Raw genomic sequence first — 17421 nt, 5'->3', positions numbered from 1 at the left:
AGTCAGAATGTACCCCGCCGCCCCCGTGATAATGTTCGACACCAGGTTGCGGGTCAGGGTTTGGTTCATGTCGCCGCGAAAGCGATCGAGGTTCTGCCGCGCCAGGGCGCTCATGGCCTCGGCTTCGGGGTGCTCGGGGTTGAGAATGGCGAACTGATTGGCGGTGATGGCGGCCTCAATCCACTGCTGGCGGGCCATTTGCACCTCGGCCTGGGCCTTGAGCAGGTCAGGGTTGAAGGGGTAGCGGGCGATCGCCGCCTCTAGCACCCCCAGCGCCTCGTCAGCGCGATCGTTCTGCACCAGGTAGCGGGCGTAGAGGGCCTGCCCCGGCAGAAACTCAGGGTAGTTTTTGACCAGCAGCTCCAGCGGCACCAGTACCCGGTTGGGGAACTCAGAGTCGGCCCCGGCCTGGGCCTCGCGCCAGTAGACCTGCCCGGCGGGGGGTAAATCGGCGGGGTCGATAAGGGGGGCGATCGCCTCCTCTGTCCCGGTCTCGGCTAGCCACTCAGGGTCTTTGGCAGCCCGGTAGAGCAGCTCGGCATCGGCGCGATCGCCTGCCAGGTAGAGGCGATCGGCCTGCATCAGCACTTCGCTGCGCTTGGCCTGCTCAGGCGAAAGGCCCGACAGCAGCAGCGCTCGCCCCACAGTCGAATCGACGTCCAGCTCGGCGGTATCTGGAACGCCTTCAGTATCTGCCTCAGGCCCAATTTCGGGAATCTCCGGTTCCTTGGGCGGCAGCTTGAGGGTGCCATCGGGCGGCTCTGGGGTCGGCGTGGGCAGCGTATTGTCTGGCCGCGCGGCTGGGTCAACCCGAAGCGCATCTTCGGTATCAGCTAGAAGGGTTGTCGCTGATTCTGCTGTCCAGACTTCAGAATCAGCGGCCAAACCGGGGCGTAGCCCCAGCCCCTGGCTCAGCAGCACGGCCCCTAACAAACTGGCCAGCAAAGCCGCAAAAAAACGCTGTGGTCGCCGCATGAAACTCTCCCTGCAACTGTTGAGCTAATAATTGATGGAGGCGCTTAGTAGGGGCGGTGAATGGGGGCAATAGGGCCATGCTCCCTGTCATTGAGTCGTAGAGGCAGCGCCCAGAATGCTTTAAGCCAGACGCTCGGATCACACGCGGGTTCCCCTTCACATCCTTCTATTCTGACCAAAGCTTTGCCAAGCCAGAAACTGTGCTCCTATAATTTTGTTAAATAAATGTAACGCCGGAACCTGTAACGACGGAGCCCTATGACTTTAGACACCATTCAACCCTGGCTTAACTTTGTTCACCCCGTAATCATGTGGCTGCTGCTGGCAACTACCCTCTACGCACTTTACTTGGGAATTCAGTCTCGCCGCACTCGTCTGGCTGATGCCGAGACCCGCAAAGAGTTAATTAAAGGCAAGTTTGCCCTCAAGCACCACAAGGTTGGCTCTGCCCTACTGGCCTTTATGGTGGTTGGTACCGTGGGCGGCATGGGGGCCACCTACCTGGAGGCGGGCAAGCTGTTTGTCGGGCCTCACCTGCTGGTGGGCCTGGGCATGGCCACGCTGATCGCTAGCTCGGCGGCGCTGGTACCCTTTATGCAAAAGGGCAACGAAACGGCTCGGCTGACCCACATCAGCTTAAACATAGTGCTGGTGGGGCTGTTTGGCTGGCAAGCGCTGACCGGTATGCAGATTGTGCAGCGGCTGCTGTCTAATCTGCAAGGCAGCTAGACCTCGCGGCGATTGGAGTTCAACGCTAAACCTAGCTCACAAAACCCTAATTCTAGACCTACACCAGGTAGGGGCATTGCAACGACGGCAATGCCCCTACCTGGTGCCTATTTTGAACCGGGGTTTCTCATGTCAGATTGCGTGCTCGACGTTCTGCAAACGTCTACTGCCTTCGCCTATGTCGAGGTCACCGCATAGCGCCTTAGAAACCGTCACCATGTCATAGGCGATGACATGAAGATGGCTGGTCTATGGACGTTTTGATTTCGGCAATGCTGCCCATTGCCCTGGTTGCCCTGGTGGGATTTGGGGTAGGGCGCAGCTTTGAGCTAGACATGCAAACCCTGGCGCGGGTAAACATCTACGCCCTGCTGCCCGCGCTGGTGCTGACTAGCCTGGCCGAGACTACGCTGGCGCTGGGCAGTGCGATCGCGATCGTCGCCACCTTTTTGCTAAATACGGCTTTGCTGTATCTGCTGGCCGTGGGGCTGGGTCGCCGCCTAGAGTTTTCACCCGATGAGCAAAAGAGCCTGATTGCCACCACCCTGTTTGCCAATGTGGGCAACATGGGGCTGCCCTTCATTTTGTTTGCCCTCGGCGATGCGGGGCTAGAGCGAGCGGTGGTGTATTTGGTTGGCTCTAGCGTCATGATTGCCAGCGTTTTTCCCATCGTGCTAAAGGGGGCGGGGGTACGGGCAGGGGTTACGTTTACCCTGCGATTGCCGGTATTTTGGGCCGCACTGACGGGAATCGGCCTCCAGGCAGTAGGAGAAGCCTTTCCGGTTCCTGTAGAACGCGGTGTCACGATCTTAGGGCAGGGGGCAATTCCGCTGGCGCTGCTGACCCTGGGCATACAGTTGGCCCACACCCAGTTTGTGTTTGGCCGCTACGAGCTTTTAGGAGCGGGAATCCGGCTGTTGATATCGCCGCTTTTGGCCTACAGTCTTGGCACTGGGTTGGGCTTGCAGGGGCTCGATCGCCAGGTGGTGGTGCTACAGGCGGCCATGCCCGTGGCGGTGAATTCATTGATCTGGGTGACGGAGCTGGGCGGCGATCGCACTCGTGTGGCCCGCACCATTGTGCTTTCGACGTTTCTCAGTCTTTTTACCCTGCCGGTGGTACTGTGGCTCAGCAGTCGGTAGAGCAATTTTGGACTGGCGATGCTGATTTTTGGATGATTGTTGCGATGCCGCGTAGTGATGTAGCCAGAACCCTCGATAGCGAGCTACGGCCGCCCAGCCCTGAGCTGCGGCAGGCGGTGGAAGTCGTGTGCGATCGCGATCCCATCTTTCAGCGCATTGAGGTTGAAGCTGGCTCCCTCACCGTTCGCACCTGGGCGGCGGGGTTTCCCTCACTGGTGCGCATTATTATGGGGCAGCAGCTGTCGTCCCGGGCTGCCCAGGCCATTTTTCAGCGGCTAACAGCAGAAATGGAGCTGACGCCGGGGGCGATCGCCGCCGCCCCAGACTTCACCCTTAAACAGGTGGGGCTGAGCCGCGCCAAGATTGCTACCTGCCAGCAGCTATCGACAGCAATTTTATCGGGTCAGCTCAATCTCATCACCCTGGCCACGCTATCCGATGCAGACGCTGTTGCCCAGCTCACCCAGATTAAAGGCATTGGGGTTTGGACTGCCGAAGTCTACCTGCTGTTTTGCCTGGAGCGACTGAGCAGTTTTCCGGCCTCAGATTTAGCGATTCAAATTGGCTACCAGCGGCTGCAGAATCTGGAGAGTCGCCCTACTCGCAAGGAGCTGTTGATTTCGACAGCGCACCTTGACCCCGATCGCGGCGCGATCGCCCACTTACTTTGGCACTACTACCGGCACCTGGTTCAAACATGACTTAGCCCAAAAGCGACTGGCAACTGGGGCAAATGCCATAGACCGTAAACTGGCAGTTGAGCAGCGAAAACCCGCGCGAGGTACTTTCGCTGCTACCCACCTGGGTCATGGTGGCGTCTTCAAACTCCTCCACATTGCCGCAGTGGACGCAGACCAAATGGTGGTGCTGGTCCATAAAGGGGGTATTGAGTTCGTAATATTTGCGGCCCTCGGCTAGCTCTAGCTCTTGCAGCAGACCCAGCCGCACCATCACGTGCAGCGCCCGATAGATGGTCGAAAAACTGATTTTTTCTCCCCGTTCTAACAACTGCTGATGAATTTCTTCAGCATTAAGGTGATGACCCAGGGCCGCAGACTGAAACAAATCTAAGATTTTTTGCCGCTGGCTGGTGAACCGAAACCCTTCTTTATTGAGAACGGTTTTGAGCAGCTCAGGCTCCTGATTTAGTTCTGGCGAAGCTGGATCGTATTCCATCGTCGTTTCGCTGCGGTTAAAAAAGTTTGTTGGGTTGGCCATATCAATCAGGACTTTGCCATCTGGCTAAGGGCATACTAGAGAATAGATTTGAGGCGATCGCTCCAGGCGTTATCAAACTAGCCGCTGCTATTGAAACTGGCTCTCGCTATTGTGTTCTGGCCTATCGAAAACCAGTTTCGATACAGAATTCAGGACTATTGAAAATCATTTTCGCTATCCATATTGACTACTGAATTCTGCATTTCTCTATACGTTTTAGGCAAACAAATTTATTAGTTAAATCCAAAAAAATACGTTAGGCTCAATAAGCAACCCTGAAAAGCTGGGGCTGCTTTCACTTGCTGACAAAGGGGGATGCTTATGCCTATTACTGAGACTCTGCTGCAAACCTATGGCGAGGTTGCAAACAACCCAATTCTGCTGGAGAAGTCGATTACAGAGCCCGTTGTAGATGGACTGGCCACGGTCTATGCCAGCTTTGTGGCCCTGACGTTGCAATACCAAAAGCACCACTTTGTGGTGGAGGGTTCGGAGTATTACATGCTCCACGAATACTTCTCTGAGAGCTACGAGGCCACCCAAGAGCATTCTCACGATGTGGGTGAGCGCCTGCACGGGTTGGGGGGCATTCCACCCCTGAGCTTTGGCAAGCTGACCGAGCTGTGCTGCTTCGAGATGGAAAACGACGACACCTACCGCTGCCGCATCATGATCGACCACGACCTCAAGGCCGAACAGGCCCTGGTTGAGTTGATTCGCCGACTGGCTGCTCAGGCCGAAAGTTTGGGCGATCGCGCCACCCGCTACCTGTACGAGCAAATTCTGCTGAAAACCGAGGAGCGGGCTTACCATCTGGAGCACTTCCTCACCCCCGACAGCCTCAAACTGGGCTGGTAGTCGCGGTTTTGAACCCGGAGTGGACCCCAAGGTTCTGTTGTAAACAGCTGAATTTTCTGGTGCGCCGCCAAGGAGAACCCTAGGGTTTTGGTGAGTGAGATCCCAGGGTTCTTGTGGGGGTGGCCAGGTTTCTTGGTCTATCCACAGAAAGAACCCTGGGATCTGTCGTGCCGGGGTTCCTCCGCTATCTAGAGAATTCTTCAAAACGAAATCGCTCACGCTCACGCCCTAGGAATCGAGATAAACCTTCCAAATAATCCAGCTTGACAGGGCGACAAAGGCGACAATGACCAGCCAGTGATCCCACCGCTGGGGGTCAAACTCCTGAGCATTCATGGGTTTCGCTTCACCCGAGACAGCGCTTCGGTGGGGGTGGGGCTGTGCAGCATACGGCCATTGGGCAGCCGCAGGTTAGGCCCTTGCTTACAGGCTTTCATGCAGCCCGTCGCTTTAATGGAAACGTGGCTCAGGTCAGGGTCGCTGTCTACGGCATCCTGCAAGGCGCTGTGGAGCTGGCGACCGCCCTGTTTGTAGCATTTGCCTTTGGTACACACCTCCATGCACAGGCGCTTTTGCTTGGGCTGAGCCTCAGTCACTGAGGATGGAGATGGCGAAAAGGCCTCCCACTGCTGTCGCAGCGTCTCAGCCTCACACTCGGGCAGGGGTAGAACGTTAATGGCCCGCCAGCGATCGCCTTCTGCATAGGCCCAAACCTGAACAAACTCGCCAGGGCTTAGTTCGCGCACCAGCATGGGCCGCAGGTACTTGGGCAGCTTGATGGTGTACTCGGCGGTACCGGCCTGCAGCAGTAGACCTTTGATTTTGCCTTTGTCAGAACGATAAGCTCCGGCATACTGGCCCTTGAGCACCTGCCCGGCGGGAGGCGCAGATTGGCGATCGGCTACAGCGGGTTCGTACAGGGTTTTCATCGCGGATTCCTTTGCTGCCAACAGCGCTCTAGGTGGTCAGTGAGAGATAGCTTTGGCAGCGTGATGGCCTGCACCACGCTCCAGACCTGAATGGCAGCGGCAGGAGTGTCGATCGCAACGGCCAGGGGGCGATCGCAGCCGCATTCACATGCCATGTCTAACTCTTGCAGGCGGCAGTAGACGTTCCACCGGTTAACTCGGTCTAGCTCAACTACGGTTTTGGCTGGGGCAGCGGCTTGAAGGTCTGGCCCGGATTCGGCGTAATCTGACTTTAGAGCATGCATATTAACTCGACTGACTCTCCATAGTGGCGACCCCAAAAGGCCCAAACTTATTGAAACTGGCTCTGAACTAAGCGATCGCAGGTGCCGACAGGGCAGGCAGGCTATGGGCTACGTATCTTTGCCAGCCAGTATTTCAGCGTTTTTTGAAAATTTCTTTGCCCAGCTCTAGGGAGACATTAGCTATTGTCACTATTGACTCTCGTTACTACTAAGATACCCAAGCTTTGAGATTAATGCAACAGATTTTCAATAAGAACGCACTGTTGCTACTCCAGCAGCAGCAGGTTGAGTGCGCCAGGCACAGCCCAAGCCAGCAATGACCGATACAATCTCTTTAACGAGCAGTCTTCTGCGATCGCCCCAACCATGCCTGCCCCCCCAAAAGCCGCCGCCCTCCGCGCCAATTTAGTCCAGTCTTACCAAAAGCTTGCCGAGCCAGAGCAAGAGCTGGTGCAGCTGTATTCCATCATCTATGCCCCCGTAGGCAAGGTGAAGCTGCTCGACTGCCTCAACCTCTATTTAGCGAGCGCCAAAAAACCTAAAATCGCTGGCCCACATCTGCTCAACCCGCTGATTACTCGCCTAAACAGCAAGCGGCTGCTGGTTACCCACAGCGCCCACGGCCCCCAGTGCCATCCGCTACTGGTCGAAATTGCCACCCGTGACGCCATTCACCAGGGTCGTTTTGAACCCATGGTTAAGGCCGTGCAGACTAAACTCCCCATTCGCACCCACGGCTGGAACCAGAGCCTGCGCTATTTTCAATCCGAAGACGAGTTCTTGCGCGAGGTGCGCATTGGTCTTTACCGTCACGATTGGGACTATATCGAGCAGCAGTTTGAGGCCTACTACAGCAACCCCTACGCCTCTAGCCGCATTTCAATGTCAGAGGTGTTTGAGCTAATCTGCAACAACCCCTTCGATCGCGACTGGTTTCTCACCCTCAAGCAAGACCCCGACCTCTACGAAGCCGCCCTGGGCAACCTCTGCTTCAGCTCGCTTATCAACCTCACCCCAGCGACAGAACCTACAACCCTGCTGAATGAAGACTGCGCCCAGACCGGTGGCGCAGTCTCCGAGCGACTAAAAGGCATCTGGATTGAGCAGCTCATTGCCCAAGGTCGATTAGACGAGGCCGATGCCGCCCTGCAAGACTACGCCAACGACAACCCCACCGAACTGCTGCTACACCAGAGCTGGCTCAGCTGCCTACAGGGCGACTACGCCCAAGCCATCGAGGAAGGCGCTGTTGCCCTCAAGCTGCTCAAAAAAAGCACCGGCAAACGCAAAATCTATTTCGACACCGTGCCCGGCCTGTTTCTGGTGGTGGCGCTGATTCAGGCTGGTGCCATCACTGACCTCAAAGAGGCCGAGGGCTATGCCCACATCATTGCCGAGCAGGGCTACCGCCACTGGATGAGCGTGATCTACAGCTGCCTGGAGAAAGTTGCCCAAGTGCTCCAGGGCAACACAGCGGCGAAGCGCTACCTGACCAACACCCCCGTCAGCAGCCTCGACAACGCCAACAGCTTTGAAACGCTGATCGACATGCTGTGCCTCTATTGGGTCGATCTAGAGAATGCCAAGGAACGGTTGCCCGACGTTGCCAAAGAGTTTTACCAGGCCGCTACCACCGCTGGGTACGATTGGTTTGCCCTAGAGGCCGCCGAGCTGCTGGCCCATCTGACAGGTGATGATATCTACAGCCAAAAAGCAGCAGAACTGCGCCAAAAAACCGGCATTCGCCCCCTAATTGACATCATTACGCCAAAACAGCCTTGGGAGCTGTCGCTAACGGCGCTGATTGGCCTTAACCCTACCGCTTCGTCGCTCCAGACGAAGGCGGCTACTTCCAGCGAATATCGGCTGGCCTGGTTTTTGACAATCTATTCCACCGAGACCTGGATGCTGCAGCCCAAGGAGCAGAAGATAAGCGTCAAAGGCGGCTGGAGCAAAGGCCGCGCGATCGCCCTCAAACGCCTCAAAAACGAGCTCTCATCCTTTAGCTACCTCACCCCGCAAGACCGCGACATCTGCTCCCACCTCACCAGCGATCCCTACAGCTACGGCTACGACAACTACCAATTTCCCGGTCAGGCGCTGCTGTCCCTGGTCGGCCACCCCCTGGTGTTTTGGGAAGACTCGCCTACGACTCGGCTAGAGGTGGTGGCGGGAGAACCAGCCCTGCTGGTGCGTCAGACCAGTGCGGGCAAGCTAGCGATTTCGCTCACCCCAGAGGTGGCCGGCAAAAGCGCGATCGCCCTGGTCAAAGAAACCCCCACCCGGCTCAAGGTGATCGAGATTACCGCCAACCACCACCGCATCGCCGAAGTGCTGGGGCCAAAGAATGCCCTGGAGGTGCCCGAAAACGCGAAAGAGCAGGTGCTCGCCGCCATCAACGCCGTAGCAGGCCTGGTCACAGTACATTCTGATATTGGCGGTGGTGTGGCCGACGCCGAGGAAGTCGAAGCTCAACCCCAGCCCCACCTGCACCTGCTGCCCGCCGGAGAAGGGCTCAAAGTCTCCCTGCTGACTCGGCCCTTTGGCGACGATGGCCCCTACTACCGCCCCGGCAGCGGCGGCGAAATGGTAATCGCCGAAATTGACGGCCAACGTCTGCAAACCCACCGCAATTTAGAAGACGAGAGAACCCTGGCCCAGGCCGTCGAAACCGCCTGCCCCACCCTGCAACGCCTAGAGGATGAAGCCGGTGAGTGGCTGATCGACGACCCCGAAGCCTGCCTGGAGCTGTTGACGGAGATCCAGGACATCAGCGATCTGGCCGTGGTGGAATGGCCCGAAGGCGAAAAAATGCGGATTGCCAATCGGGTCAGCCTTAGCAATTTCAAAATTCAAATTCAGCGCCAGCGCGACTGGTTTGCCGCCAGCGGCGAGCTGCAAATTAGCGACGACGAGGTGCTCGATATGCAGCGGCTGATGGAGCTGCTAAAGGCGTCTCCCAGTCGGTTCATTAAGCTAGCCGACGGTCAGTTTCTCGCCCTCACCCAGGAGTTTCGCAAACGCCTCGACGACCTGCGGGCCTATTCTGAAACCAGCGGCGACGGGGTGCGCTTTCATCCCCTAGCGGGGCTGGCGATGGAAGACTGGATGGACGAGGTCGGCCAGCTCAAAACCGATAAACACTGGAAAGACCACCTCAAACGCCTCAAGGAAGCGAAGGATCTCAAGCCCGAGCTGCCCTCGACGCTACAAGCCGAGCTGCGCGACTACCAAATCGAAGGGTTTAACTGGCTGGCCCGGCTAGCCCACTGGGGCGTGGGAGCCTGCTTGGCCGACGACATGGGCCTGGGCAAAACCCTGCAGGCGCTAGCAGTGATTCTTACCCGCGCGCCGCAGGGGCCAACGCTGATCATTGCCCCCACCTCGGTGTGCATGAACTGGCTCAGCGAGGCCGAAAAGTTTGCGCCGACGCTCAACCCAATTCAGTTTGGCACAGGCGATCGCCAAAAAATTCTCAACGAGCTTAACCCCTTCGACCTGGTGGTGTGCAGCTACGGTCTCTTACAGCAGGATGACGTTGCTAAAATGCTGGCCCAGGTCACCTGGCAGACCATCGTGCTCGACGAAGCCCAGGCGATTAAGAACTCTGCCACTAAACGCTCCAAAGCGGCGATGAAGCTTCAGGGCGGGTTCAAAATTCTCACTACCGGCACCCCGATCGAAAATCACCTGGGCGAGCTGTGGAACCTGTTTCGGTTCATTAACCCTGGGCTGTTAGGGTCGCAGGATCAGTTTAGTCAGCGGTTTGCCAATGCGATCGAGCGCAACCAGGACAAAGCGGCCCGTAACCGCCTGAAAAAACTGATTCAGCCCTTTATTCTGCGGCGCACCAAGACCCAGGTGCTCGACGAGCTGCCTGCCCGCACGGAAATTACCCTACAGGTCGAACTCAGTGCCCAGGAGATGGCCTTCTATGAGGCGCTGCGGCGGGATGCTATTGAAAAACTGGCTGACCCCGACGTGGAAGCAGGCACCAAACACCTGCAGGTGCTGGCCGAAATTATGAAGCTGCGCCGCGCCTGCTGCAATACCCGCCTGGTCAAAGGCACTACCGCCCTGCCCAGCGCCAAGCTCGAAGCCTTTGGCGAAATCATGGAAGAGTTGTTAGAAAACAACCACAAAGCGCTGGTCTTTAGCCAATTTGTCGATCACCTCAGTATTCTGCGCGAGTTTCTCGACGGGCAAAACATTAGCTACCAGTACCTCGACGGCAGCACCCCCGCCAAGGATCGCAAAAAGCGGGTCGATGCCTTTCAGGCGGGCAAGGGCGACGTGTTTTTGATTAGCCTGAAGGCGGGGGGCACCGGGCTCAACCTCACTGCCGCCGACTACGTGATTCACATGGACCCGTGGTGGAACCCAGCAGTGGAAGATCAGGCCAGCGATCGCGCCCACCGCATCGGTCAGCAGCGCCCGGTCACCATCTATCGCCTGGTAGCCAAAAATACGATTGAAGAAAAAATTGTCGATTTGCACAAGCAAAAACGCGACCTGGCCGACGGTCTGCTAGAAGGGGCCGACATGAGCGGCAAGATCTCCACCGATCAACTGCTCCGCTTGATCAGCGAGGGATAGAAGGTTCTCGCCAGAGAAACCGAGTTTCTTGGCTGTGCAGACAAGGGGTAATGTCTCAACCACAGAAACCCGGTTTCTGCTCTGTGGCATCTTTAAAGAAAGGCGTAGGCCTATCAGGGCTGAATGGATCGCAATCACTTCATTAGCGCTGGTCGATTGCTGTAGTCTGCCTTAAGCCGCTCAAGGCACTGACTAAAGGTGGGTAACTGCCCCTGATGCTCAGCCAGGTCGCGCAGATCCTTGAGTAATTTTGTAGCCTCGTCGTAAGCATGGGCCTGTTTGACCTGAATCAAATCCAGCACCCGATCCCAGGTGTAAGATGCTTTGGGAGCAAGCGCCTCCAGCTCTTTGATCCGCTTCTTTTTAGCCGCTGCTTGCTCCTTTTGTTGGCGCTTGGTGGCCACATCAGTCGCGATCGCGACCAGTTCCGAAAACCGCCGCCGTTCTTGCTCTGAAGCCAGCGGCATGGATGGTTGAGTGCCAGCCAGTTCTTTCAGCCGGTTAATCAATTGCAGATCAACGTGGGGCTCTCGCCGCACCAGTTTCAGCAAAAAGGTCTGGCGTTCTGCCTCGGTTAGATTGGGTAGCCAGTCTTCCAGGGGTGGAGCCGGTTTGGGTCGCTGGTCTGAGCTAATCTGGGCCGCCGCTGCAACTAAATCGGGGTCAAGCTCCACCAGTTCCATAAAGGTCTTAAGGGGCGGCGTTAGCTTGCCTAAATTAGAGGGCACTGGTGGTTCAGTCGGGTCTTCGTCTTCGCCGTACTCCACTAGGTTGGGGCACAGTCGCAGCCAAGCCAAATACAGCAACCGCAGGTCACCCGCCAGCAGGTCATCGCGGAGGGGCAACAGCCGAGGCAGCCAGCCTTCGCCTTCAACCCACCCCATCAGTCCCTCTTCTTCGCGGATTTCGATGTTGAGAATCAGGTGATGGGTGGTGGTGGTGACAGCGATCGCATCCTCGACCTCGTAAGGTTCAAACCATGAGCGCTCAACTAACGCTTTGGGAAAGCGAAACATAATTTGCCAGGTACCCCAGTTGGCAATGTAGAACATCGCATCAAAGTACTTGGCCAATACAGCTTCTGGCCCACCCCGAAAGTCACCATAGTTGTAGACAAAGCTGGCCCTGTGCGGGGTAATGTGCGCTCGGCTCGACAGCGCTTGCAAGGTTTCCTGCTCTTCGGGTGTCAGGAGTCGGTCAAGGGCTTGAAACTCGTAGTACTGGTACTCACTCATGGCCTTTCAACGATTACTACCGAGGGAATGAAATTATCGTTTCTTGATAATCTTTTAAGCTGACGAGATAATATTCAAACTCCGCTGAAATGAGGTCGACCACTTTATACTGGGCAGTCGTCTTCATCTTGAAGCTAGCTGTCAAGAGAAATTGACATTTTTCTTCTCGTACATCCACAGCGATGCTGTCCTGTTTGCTTGCCAGCGCAGATGCAGCCAATCTCAAATCATCTAGGTCTTTTGCTGTAGGCGGTACAGAGGTCACAACCGTAACTTCCACGTTCATAGGACGATTGCCATAGGAGTTCCCTATATTCTAGACTGGCCAACATTTTGCCCGGAGTTGGCCACAAACCGTGCAGAGTAATCGCAAGAAGCTTTTTAGCTTTACCCTAAAGCAGCTCTAAAGCAATCTAAGGTCAAGCACCTCCAAGGAACCAGGTATACCACCGTCACAAAGTTGCGATTCTTGTAGTTGTATTCGGGATAGCAGAAAATGGCAAAGTCAAAGGATCGCAAAGTTTGTGATATTTCGCAAGGATTGTGATTGCTGATCTGATTATTTTCTTAAGAGACTGGTCAGCGCCATAAGCCTCATCGGAGAATACCTGAGCACGGTTTATAGTTTATATCTGTCCCTGTTTGAGTTCCTTCCTTTTGCTCGATAAATCAATGCCTTTAACCCAACCGCCCCAAGCCCAAGGTCTCTACCACCCGCAGTACGAGCACGATGCCTGCGGCGTTGGCTTCATCGTCCATATGAAAGGCGCACAGTCGCACACTATTGTGCAGCAGGGTTTGACGATTTTGGTCAACCTGGCCCACCGGGGTGCGGTAGGGGCCGAGGCCAATACCGGCGACGGGGCGGGCATTTTGCTGCAAATGCCCCACAAATTCATGGCTAAGGTGGCGGCGGCCGAGGGCATTACCCTACCGGCACCGGGGCATTACGGGGTAGGGTTCTTCTTTGCTTCGCCGAATGCGGGCGATCGCGCTAAGGGTCGCCAGATTTTTGAGCAGATCGCCGCCGAGGAAGGGCAAAAGGTGCTGGGCTGGCGCGATGTGCCCACCGATAATGCTTCCCTAGGGGAAACCGCCAAAGCCAGCGAACCCTTCATGCAGCAGGTGTTCATCCAGCGTTCTGGAGATTTAGCCGATGACCAGGCCTTTGAACGCAAGCTCTACATCATTCGCAAGCGGGCTCACTCCGCCATTCACTCCACCGGCATTGACCCCTACTTGTATGCCACCAGTCTGTCGTGCCGCACGGTCGTCTACAAGGGCATGCTCACCCCTGAGCAGGTGGGGCTGTATTTCCCCGATCTAGCCGATGAGGCGATGGAAAGCGCCCTGGCTCTGGTGCACTCGCGCTTTAGCACCAACACCTTCCCCAGCTGGGAGCGAGCCCACCCCTACCGCTACGTGGCCCACAACGGCGAAATTAACACTCTGCGCGGCAATATCAACTGGATGTATGCCCGCCAGTCGATGTTTGAGGCTGAGCTATTTGGCGGCGATCTGGAGCGAGCCAAGCCGCTGATCAACAAAGAAGGCAGCGACTCTGGAATCTTCGACAATACGTTGGAACTCATGACCCTGGCGGGTCGATCGCTGCCCCACGCCATGATGATGATGGTGCCCGAACCCTGGACGGCCCACGAGTCGATGAGCCCTGAGAAAAAAGCTTTCTACGAATACCACGCCTGCCTAATGGAGCCCTGGGATGGGCCTGCTGCGATCGCCTTCACCGATGGCACCATGATGGGGGCGGTGCTCGATCGCAACGGCCTGCGCCCCTCCCGCTACACCGTCACCAAGGACGACCTGGTGATTATGGCGTCGGAAGCGGGCGTGCTGCCCATCGAGCCTGAGAATGTGGCCTACAAGGGGCGGCTCGAACCCGGTCGCATGTTCTTGGTGAATATGGACGAGGGCCGGATTGTTTCGGATGAAGAGATCAAGCACCAGATTGCAACAGAAAATCCTTACCGGGAATGGCTCGATCAGCACCTGGTGAAACTGGCGGATCTACCGGAGGCGGCAGACCCCGCCGGGTTGAATGGCAATGGCGCAACTCCCGTAGGGGCGCAGCATGCTGCGCCCCTACCCATCCTCCAGACTGCCTTTGGTTATACCTTTGAGGAACTGCGGCTGCTGCTGAAACCGATGGCTGAGAACGGCGTCGAGGCGATCGGCGCAATGGGTACCGACACGCCGCTGACTGTGCTTTCCAACAAGCCTCGGCTGCTGTACGACTACTTCCACCAGCTGTTTGCCCAGGTCACCAACCCGCCGATCGACTCGATTCGCGAGGCGATCATCACCTCTGCCGATACCACCATTGGCAGCGAGCGCAATTTGCTCAAGCCCGAGCCCGAGAGCTGTCGGCTGATCAACCTGAAGACGCCGATCATCACCAACGCCGAGCTGGCCAAGCTGAAGCAGGCGGGCGAGCAGGGCTTCTCCTCGATGACGCTGCCGATGGTATTTACGGCGGCTGAAGGTGAGTCAGGGCTGAAGGCGGCGCTGGAGGGAATTTTTCAGGCGGCGGATCAGGCGATCGCCAGCGGCACCAGCCTGATTATTTTGAGCGATCGCACTATCGACGCCGATCACGCCCCGATCCCCGCTCTGCTCGCCGTCGCTGGCCTGCACCACCACCTAATTCGCAACGGCACCCGCACCCGCGTCGGCCTGGTGCTGGAGTCGGGCGAACCCCGCGAAGTTCACCACTTCGCCACCCTAATTGGCTACGGCTGCGGCGCGATCAACCCCTACCTGGTGTTCGACACCATTGCGGGCATGCTCGCCGATCAGCTGCTGCCCCCAATGGAGTTTGACAAAGCCTGTCAGAACTTTATCAAGGCCGTCACCAAGGGCGTGATCAAAATTGCCTCTAAAATTGGCATTTCCACGATTCAAAGCTATCGCGGCGCGCAAATATTTGAAGCCCTGGGCCTGAATCACACCGTCGTTGACCAGTACTTTACCTGGACGGCCTCCCGCATTCAGGGCGTCGGGCTCGACGTGCTGGCCGAAGAAGCCCTCAAGCGACACCGTCACGCCTTTCCCGATCGCCCCACTGACCACATCACTCTCGATGCTGGCGGCGACTACCAGTGGCGCAAGGAAGGCGAAGCCCACCTGTTTAGCCCCGAAATTATCCATTCTCTGCAAAAAGCGGTGAGAACGGGCGATTACGAGGCCTACAAGCGCTACGCCGCCCTGGTCAACGAGCAAGAGAAGCAGCTGTTCCGCCTGCGCGACCTGCTCCAGTTCAAGCAGCGAGAACCCATTCCTATTGAAGAAGTCGAGCCCGTGGAGGCGATTACCCGCCGGTTTAAGACCGGGGCGATGAGCTACGGGTCGATCTCTAAGGAAGCCCACGAAGCGCTGGCGATCGCCATGAACCGCCTAGGCGGCAAATCGAACACGGGCGAGGGCGGCGAAGACCCCGATCGCTACACCTGGACCAACGAAAAGGGCGACTCCAAAAACAGCGCCATCAAGCAGGTGGCCTCCGGTCGCTTTGGCGTCACCAGCCTGTATCTCTCCCAGGCTAAGGAGCTGCAAATCAAAATGGCCCAAGGCGCAAAACCCGGCGAAGGCGGCCAGCTACCGGGCCGCAAAGTCTATCCCTGGATTGCCAAAGTGCGCCACTCCACCCCCGGCGTGGGACTGATTTCGCCGCCGCCCCACCACGACATCTACTCCATTGAAGACCTGGCCGAGCTGATCCACGACCTCAAGAATGCCAACCGCGACGCCCGCGTCAACGTCAAGCTGGTGTCTGAAGTTGGGGTTGGCACCATCGCCGCCGGGGTAGCCAAGGCCCACGCCGATGTCATTCTCATCGCCGGGTTCGACGGCGGTACCGGGGCTTCACCCCAGACTTCAATCAAGCACGCCGGTCTGCCTTGGGAGCTGGGCCTGGCTGAAACCCACCAAACCCTGGTGATGAACAACCTGCGCAGCCGAGTGGTAGTCGAAACCGATGGCCAAATGAAAACCGGTCGCGACGTGGTGATTGCCGCCCTGCTGGGGGCCGAAGAGTTTGGCTTCTCCACCGCGCCCCTGGTTTCCATGGGCTGCATCATGATGCGGGTCTGCCACTTGAACACCTGCCCGGTGGGCGTCGCCACCCAGGATCCAGAACTGCGTAAGCACTTCATGGGCGACCCCGACCACGTGGTCAACTTTATGACCTTCATCGCCCAGGATATGCGCGAGCTGATGGCCGAGCTAGGCTTCCGCACCCTAGATGAGATGGTGGGCCGCACCGATGTACTGGAGCCGAAGGCCGCGATCGCCCACTGGAAGGCCAAGGGCCTCGACCTCTCCCCCATCCTCCACCAGCCGGAGGTTGGCCCCGAAGTCGGGCGCTACTGCCAAATGACCCAGGATCACGGCCTGGAGAAATCGCTGGATATGACCACGTTGTTGGATCTGTGCGAGCCTGCGATCGAGCGGGGCGAAAAGGTCAGCGCCACCCTGCCGATCCAGAATGTCAACCGGGTCGTTGGCACCATCCTCGGCAACGAAATCACCAAGCGCCATTGGGAAGGCTTACCGGAAGACACCGTGCACCTCCACTTCCAGGGCAGCGCCGGGCAAAGCTTCGGGGCCTTTGTGCCCAAGGGTGTCACCCTGGAGCTGGAAGGCGAAGCTAATGACTACCTAGGCAAGGGACTCAGCGGCGGCAAGCTGATCGTCTACCCGCATAAGCGCTCTACCTTTGTGCCTGCGGAGAACATCATCACCGGCAACGTGGCCTTCTACGGGGCCACTGGTGGCGAAGCCTATATTCGTGGGCTAGCGGGTGAGCGGTTCTGCGTTCGCAACTCTGGGGTAACGGCGGTGGTAGAAGGGGTCGGCGACCACGCCTGCGAGTATATGACCGGCGGAAAAGCGATCGTGCTGGGGGTAACTGGGCGCAACTTCGCCGCAGGCATGAGCGGCGGCGTCGCTTACGTGCTCGATGAGGCGGGCGACTTTGCCACCCGCTGCAACACCGAAATGGTGGACCTGGAGCGGCTTGAGGAACCCGAAGAAATTCGCGACCTGCAAGAGCTGATTCAGCGCCACGTTGACTACACCGAGAGCAAGCGGGGGATCACGCTGCTAGCAGACTGGGAGAACACCGTGCCCAAGTTTGTAAAGGTGATGCCCCGCGACTACAAGCGAGTGCTGCAACACATCCAAAAAGCTCTAGCCGACGGGCTAACTGGCGACGATGCCCTGACGGCAGCGTTTGAAGAAAACGCCCGCGACACCGCCCGCATCGGCGGGAGCTAGATCAACCGTAGGGTGCATTCGCGGCTCACCCCCCTAGCCAATTGGCCCAGATTGCGCTTTTGAGCCGCGATGCACCGCGCGCGAAACCTTGTATTGTGGTGCATTGCTTCGCGAATGCACCCTACAAATCTCCTCGACTTACAAAATCCCAAAGCATCCA

Annotated in this window: 12 protein-coding genes; 6 read left to right on the top strand and 6 right to left on the bottom strand. The window is 57.4% G+C overall.

Annotated elements, in window-relative coordinates:
- A partial coding sequence (locus IQ273_RS09795) for a tetratricopeptide repeat protein (protein WP_397197472.1) occupies positions 1-975 on the bottom strand: 975 nt, incomplete at its 3' end.
- Between the two features lie 258 nt (positions 976-1233).
- Here IQ273_RS09795 and IQ273_RS09790 point away from each other — a divergent pair.
- The 3 genes from IQ273_RS09790 (at position 1234) to IQ273_RS09780 (ending at position 3547) form a co-directional block, all read left to right on the top strand.
- Positions 1234-1704 (top strand): DUF4079 domain-containing protein, encoded by a 471-nt coding sequence (locus IQ273_RS09790; RefSeq protein ID WP_194022984.1) that lies wholly within the window; start codon positions 1234-1236, stop codon positions 1702-1704.
- A gap of 251 nt (positions 1705-1955) precedes the next feature.
- The gene (locus IQ273_RS09785) at positions 1956-2846 is read left to right on the top strand and encodes an AEC family transporter (RefSeq protein WP_194022983.1); all 891 of its coding nucleotides are present in this window, start codon (positions 1956-1958) and stop codon (positions 2844-2846) included.
- A complete protein-coding gene (locus IQ273_RS09780; RefSeq protein ID WP_194022982.1) occupies positions 2828-3547 on the top strand; it encodes a DNA-3-methyladenine glycosylase in 720 nt (239 codons plus the stop codon). Before IQ273_RS09785 ends, IQ273_RS09780 begins: the two co-directional genes overlap by 19 nt.
- A gap of 1 nt (position 3548) precedes the next feature.
- On the opposite strand, the gene IQ273_RS09775 is transcribed toward IQ273_RS09780, so the two are convergent.
- Positions 3549-4064, bottom strand: a complete 516-nt coding sequence (locus tag IQ273_RS09775) for a Fur family transcriptional regulator (RefSeq protein WP_228052692.1) — start codon at positions 4062-4064, stop codon at positions 3549-3551.
- A gap of 321 nt (positions 4065-4385) precedes the next feature.
- Here IQ273_RS09775 and IQ273_RS09770 point away from each other — a divergent pair, with 321 nt between their 5' ends.
- Positions 4386-4922, top strand: coding sequence for a Dps family protein (locus tag IQ273_RS09770; RefSeq protein WP_194022981.1), 537 nt, complete (start codon positions 4386-4388; stop codon positions 4920-4922).
- Between the two features lie 332 nt (positions 4923-5254).
- Here IQ273_RS09770 and IQ273_RS09765 read toward each other — a convergent pair whose 3' ends face one another.
- Positions 5255-5851: a (2Fe-2S) ferredoxin domain-containing protein gene (locus IQ273_RS09765; protein ID WP_194022980.1), complete on the bottom strand. Its 597-nt coding sequence runs from the start codon at positions 5849-5851 to the stop codon at positions 5255-5257.
- A complete protein-coding gene (locus IQ273_RS09760; RefSeq protein WP_194022979.1) occupies positions 5848-6135 on the bottom strand; it encodes an Asr1405/Asl0597 family protein in 288 nt (95 codons plus the stop codon). Before IQ273_RS09760 ends, IQ273_RS09765 begins: the two co-directional genes overlap by 4 nt.
- 366 nt (positions 6136-6501) lie before the next feature.
- Between IQ273_RS09760 and IQ273_RS09755 the strand changes: the two genes are divergently transcribed.
- Positions 6502-10731, top strand: coding sequence for a DEAD/DEAH box helicase (locus IQ273_RS09755; RefSeq protein ID WP_194022978.1), 4230 nt, complete (start codon positions 6502-6504; stop codon positions 10729-10731).
- 134 nt (positions 10732-10865) lie between these two features.
- On the opposite strand, the gene IQ273_RS09750 is transcribed toward IQ273_RS09755, so the two are convergent.
- Both IQ273_RS09750 and IQ273_RS09745 read right to left on the bottom strand, forming a co-directional pair.
- Positions 10866-11966 carry a hypothetical protein gene (locus IQ273_RS09750; protein WP_194022977.1) on the bottom strand — a complete coding sequence of 367 codons (1101 nt, stop codon included), beginning with the start codon at positions 11964-11966 and terminating at the stop codon, positions 10866-10868.
- Between the two features lie 16 nt (positions 11967-11982).
- A complete protein-coding gene (locus IQ273_RS09745; RefSeq protein WP_194022976.1) occupies positions 11983-12252 on the bottom strand; it encodes a hypothetical protein in 270 nt (89 codons plus the stop codon).
- 386 nt (positions 12253-12638) lie between these two features.
- Between IQ273_RS09745 and gltB the strand changes: the two genes are divergently transcribed.
- Positions 12639-17261 carry a glutamate synthase large subunit gene (gene gltB, locus IQ273_RS09740; RefSeq protein ID WP_194022975.1) on the top strand — a complete coding sequence of 1541 codons (4623 nt, stop codon included), beginning with the start codon at positions 12639-12641 and terminating at the stop codon, positions 17259-17261.
- Positions 17262-17421 lie beyond the last annotated feature (160 nt).

Source organism: Nodosilinea sp. LEGE 07298 (genome assembly GCF_015207265.1).
Classification (GTDB): domain Bacteria; phylum Cyanobacteriota; class Cyanobacteriia; order Phormidesmidales; family Phormidesmidaceae; genus Nodosilinea.
The sequence above is the reverse complement of the archived record's forward strand: the minus strand, read 5'-3'. Positions and strand labels throughout refer to the sequence as shown.

Bases quoted from the DNA above. Each gene is read 5' to 3' on its own strand.
- IQ273_RS09790 (WP_194022984.1), top strand. From the start codon at position 1,234: ATGACTTTAGACACCATTCAACCCTGGCTTAACTTTGTTCACCCCGTA.
- IQ273_RS09785 (WP_194022983.1), top strand. From the start codon at position 1,956: ATGGACGTTTTGATTTCGGCAATGCTGCCCATTGCCCTGGTTGCCCTG.
- IQ273_RS09775 (WP_228052692.1), bottom strand. From the start codon at position 4,064: ATGGCCAACCCAACAAACTTTTTTAACCGCAGCGAAACGACGATGGAA.
- IQ273_RS09770 (WP_194022981.1), top strand. From the start codon at position 4,386: ATGCCTATTACTGAGACTCTGCTGCAAACCTATGGCGAGGTTGCAAAC.
- IQ273_RS09765 (WP_194022980.1), bottom strand. From the start codon at position 5,851: ATGAAAACCCTGTACGAACCCGCTGTAGCCGATCGCCAATCTGCGCCT.
- IQ273_RS09760 (WP_194022979.1), bottom strand. From the start codon at position 6,135: ATGCATGCTCTAAAGTCAGATTACGCCGAATCCGGGCCAGACCTTCAA.
- IQ273_RS09755 (WP_194022978.1), top strand. From the start codon at position 6,502: ATGCCTGCCCCCCCAAAAGCCGCCGCCCTCCGCGCCAATTTAGTCCAG.
- IQ273_RS09750 (WP_194022977.1), bottom strand. From the start codon at position 11,966: ATGAGTGAGTACCAGTACTACGAGTTTCAAGCCCTTGACCGACTCCTG.
- IQ273_RS09745 (WP_194022976.1), bottom strand. From the start codon at position 12,252: ATGAACGTGGAAGTTACGGTTGTGACCTCTGTACCGCCTACAGCAAAA.
- gltB (WP_194022975.1), top strand. From the start codon at position 12,639: ATGCCTTTAACCCAACCGCCCCAAGCCCAAGGTCTCTACCACCCGCAG.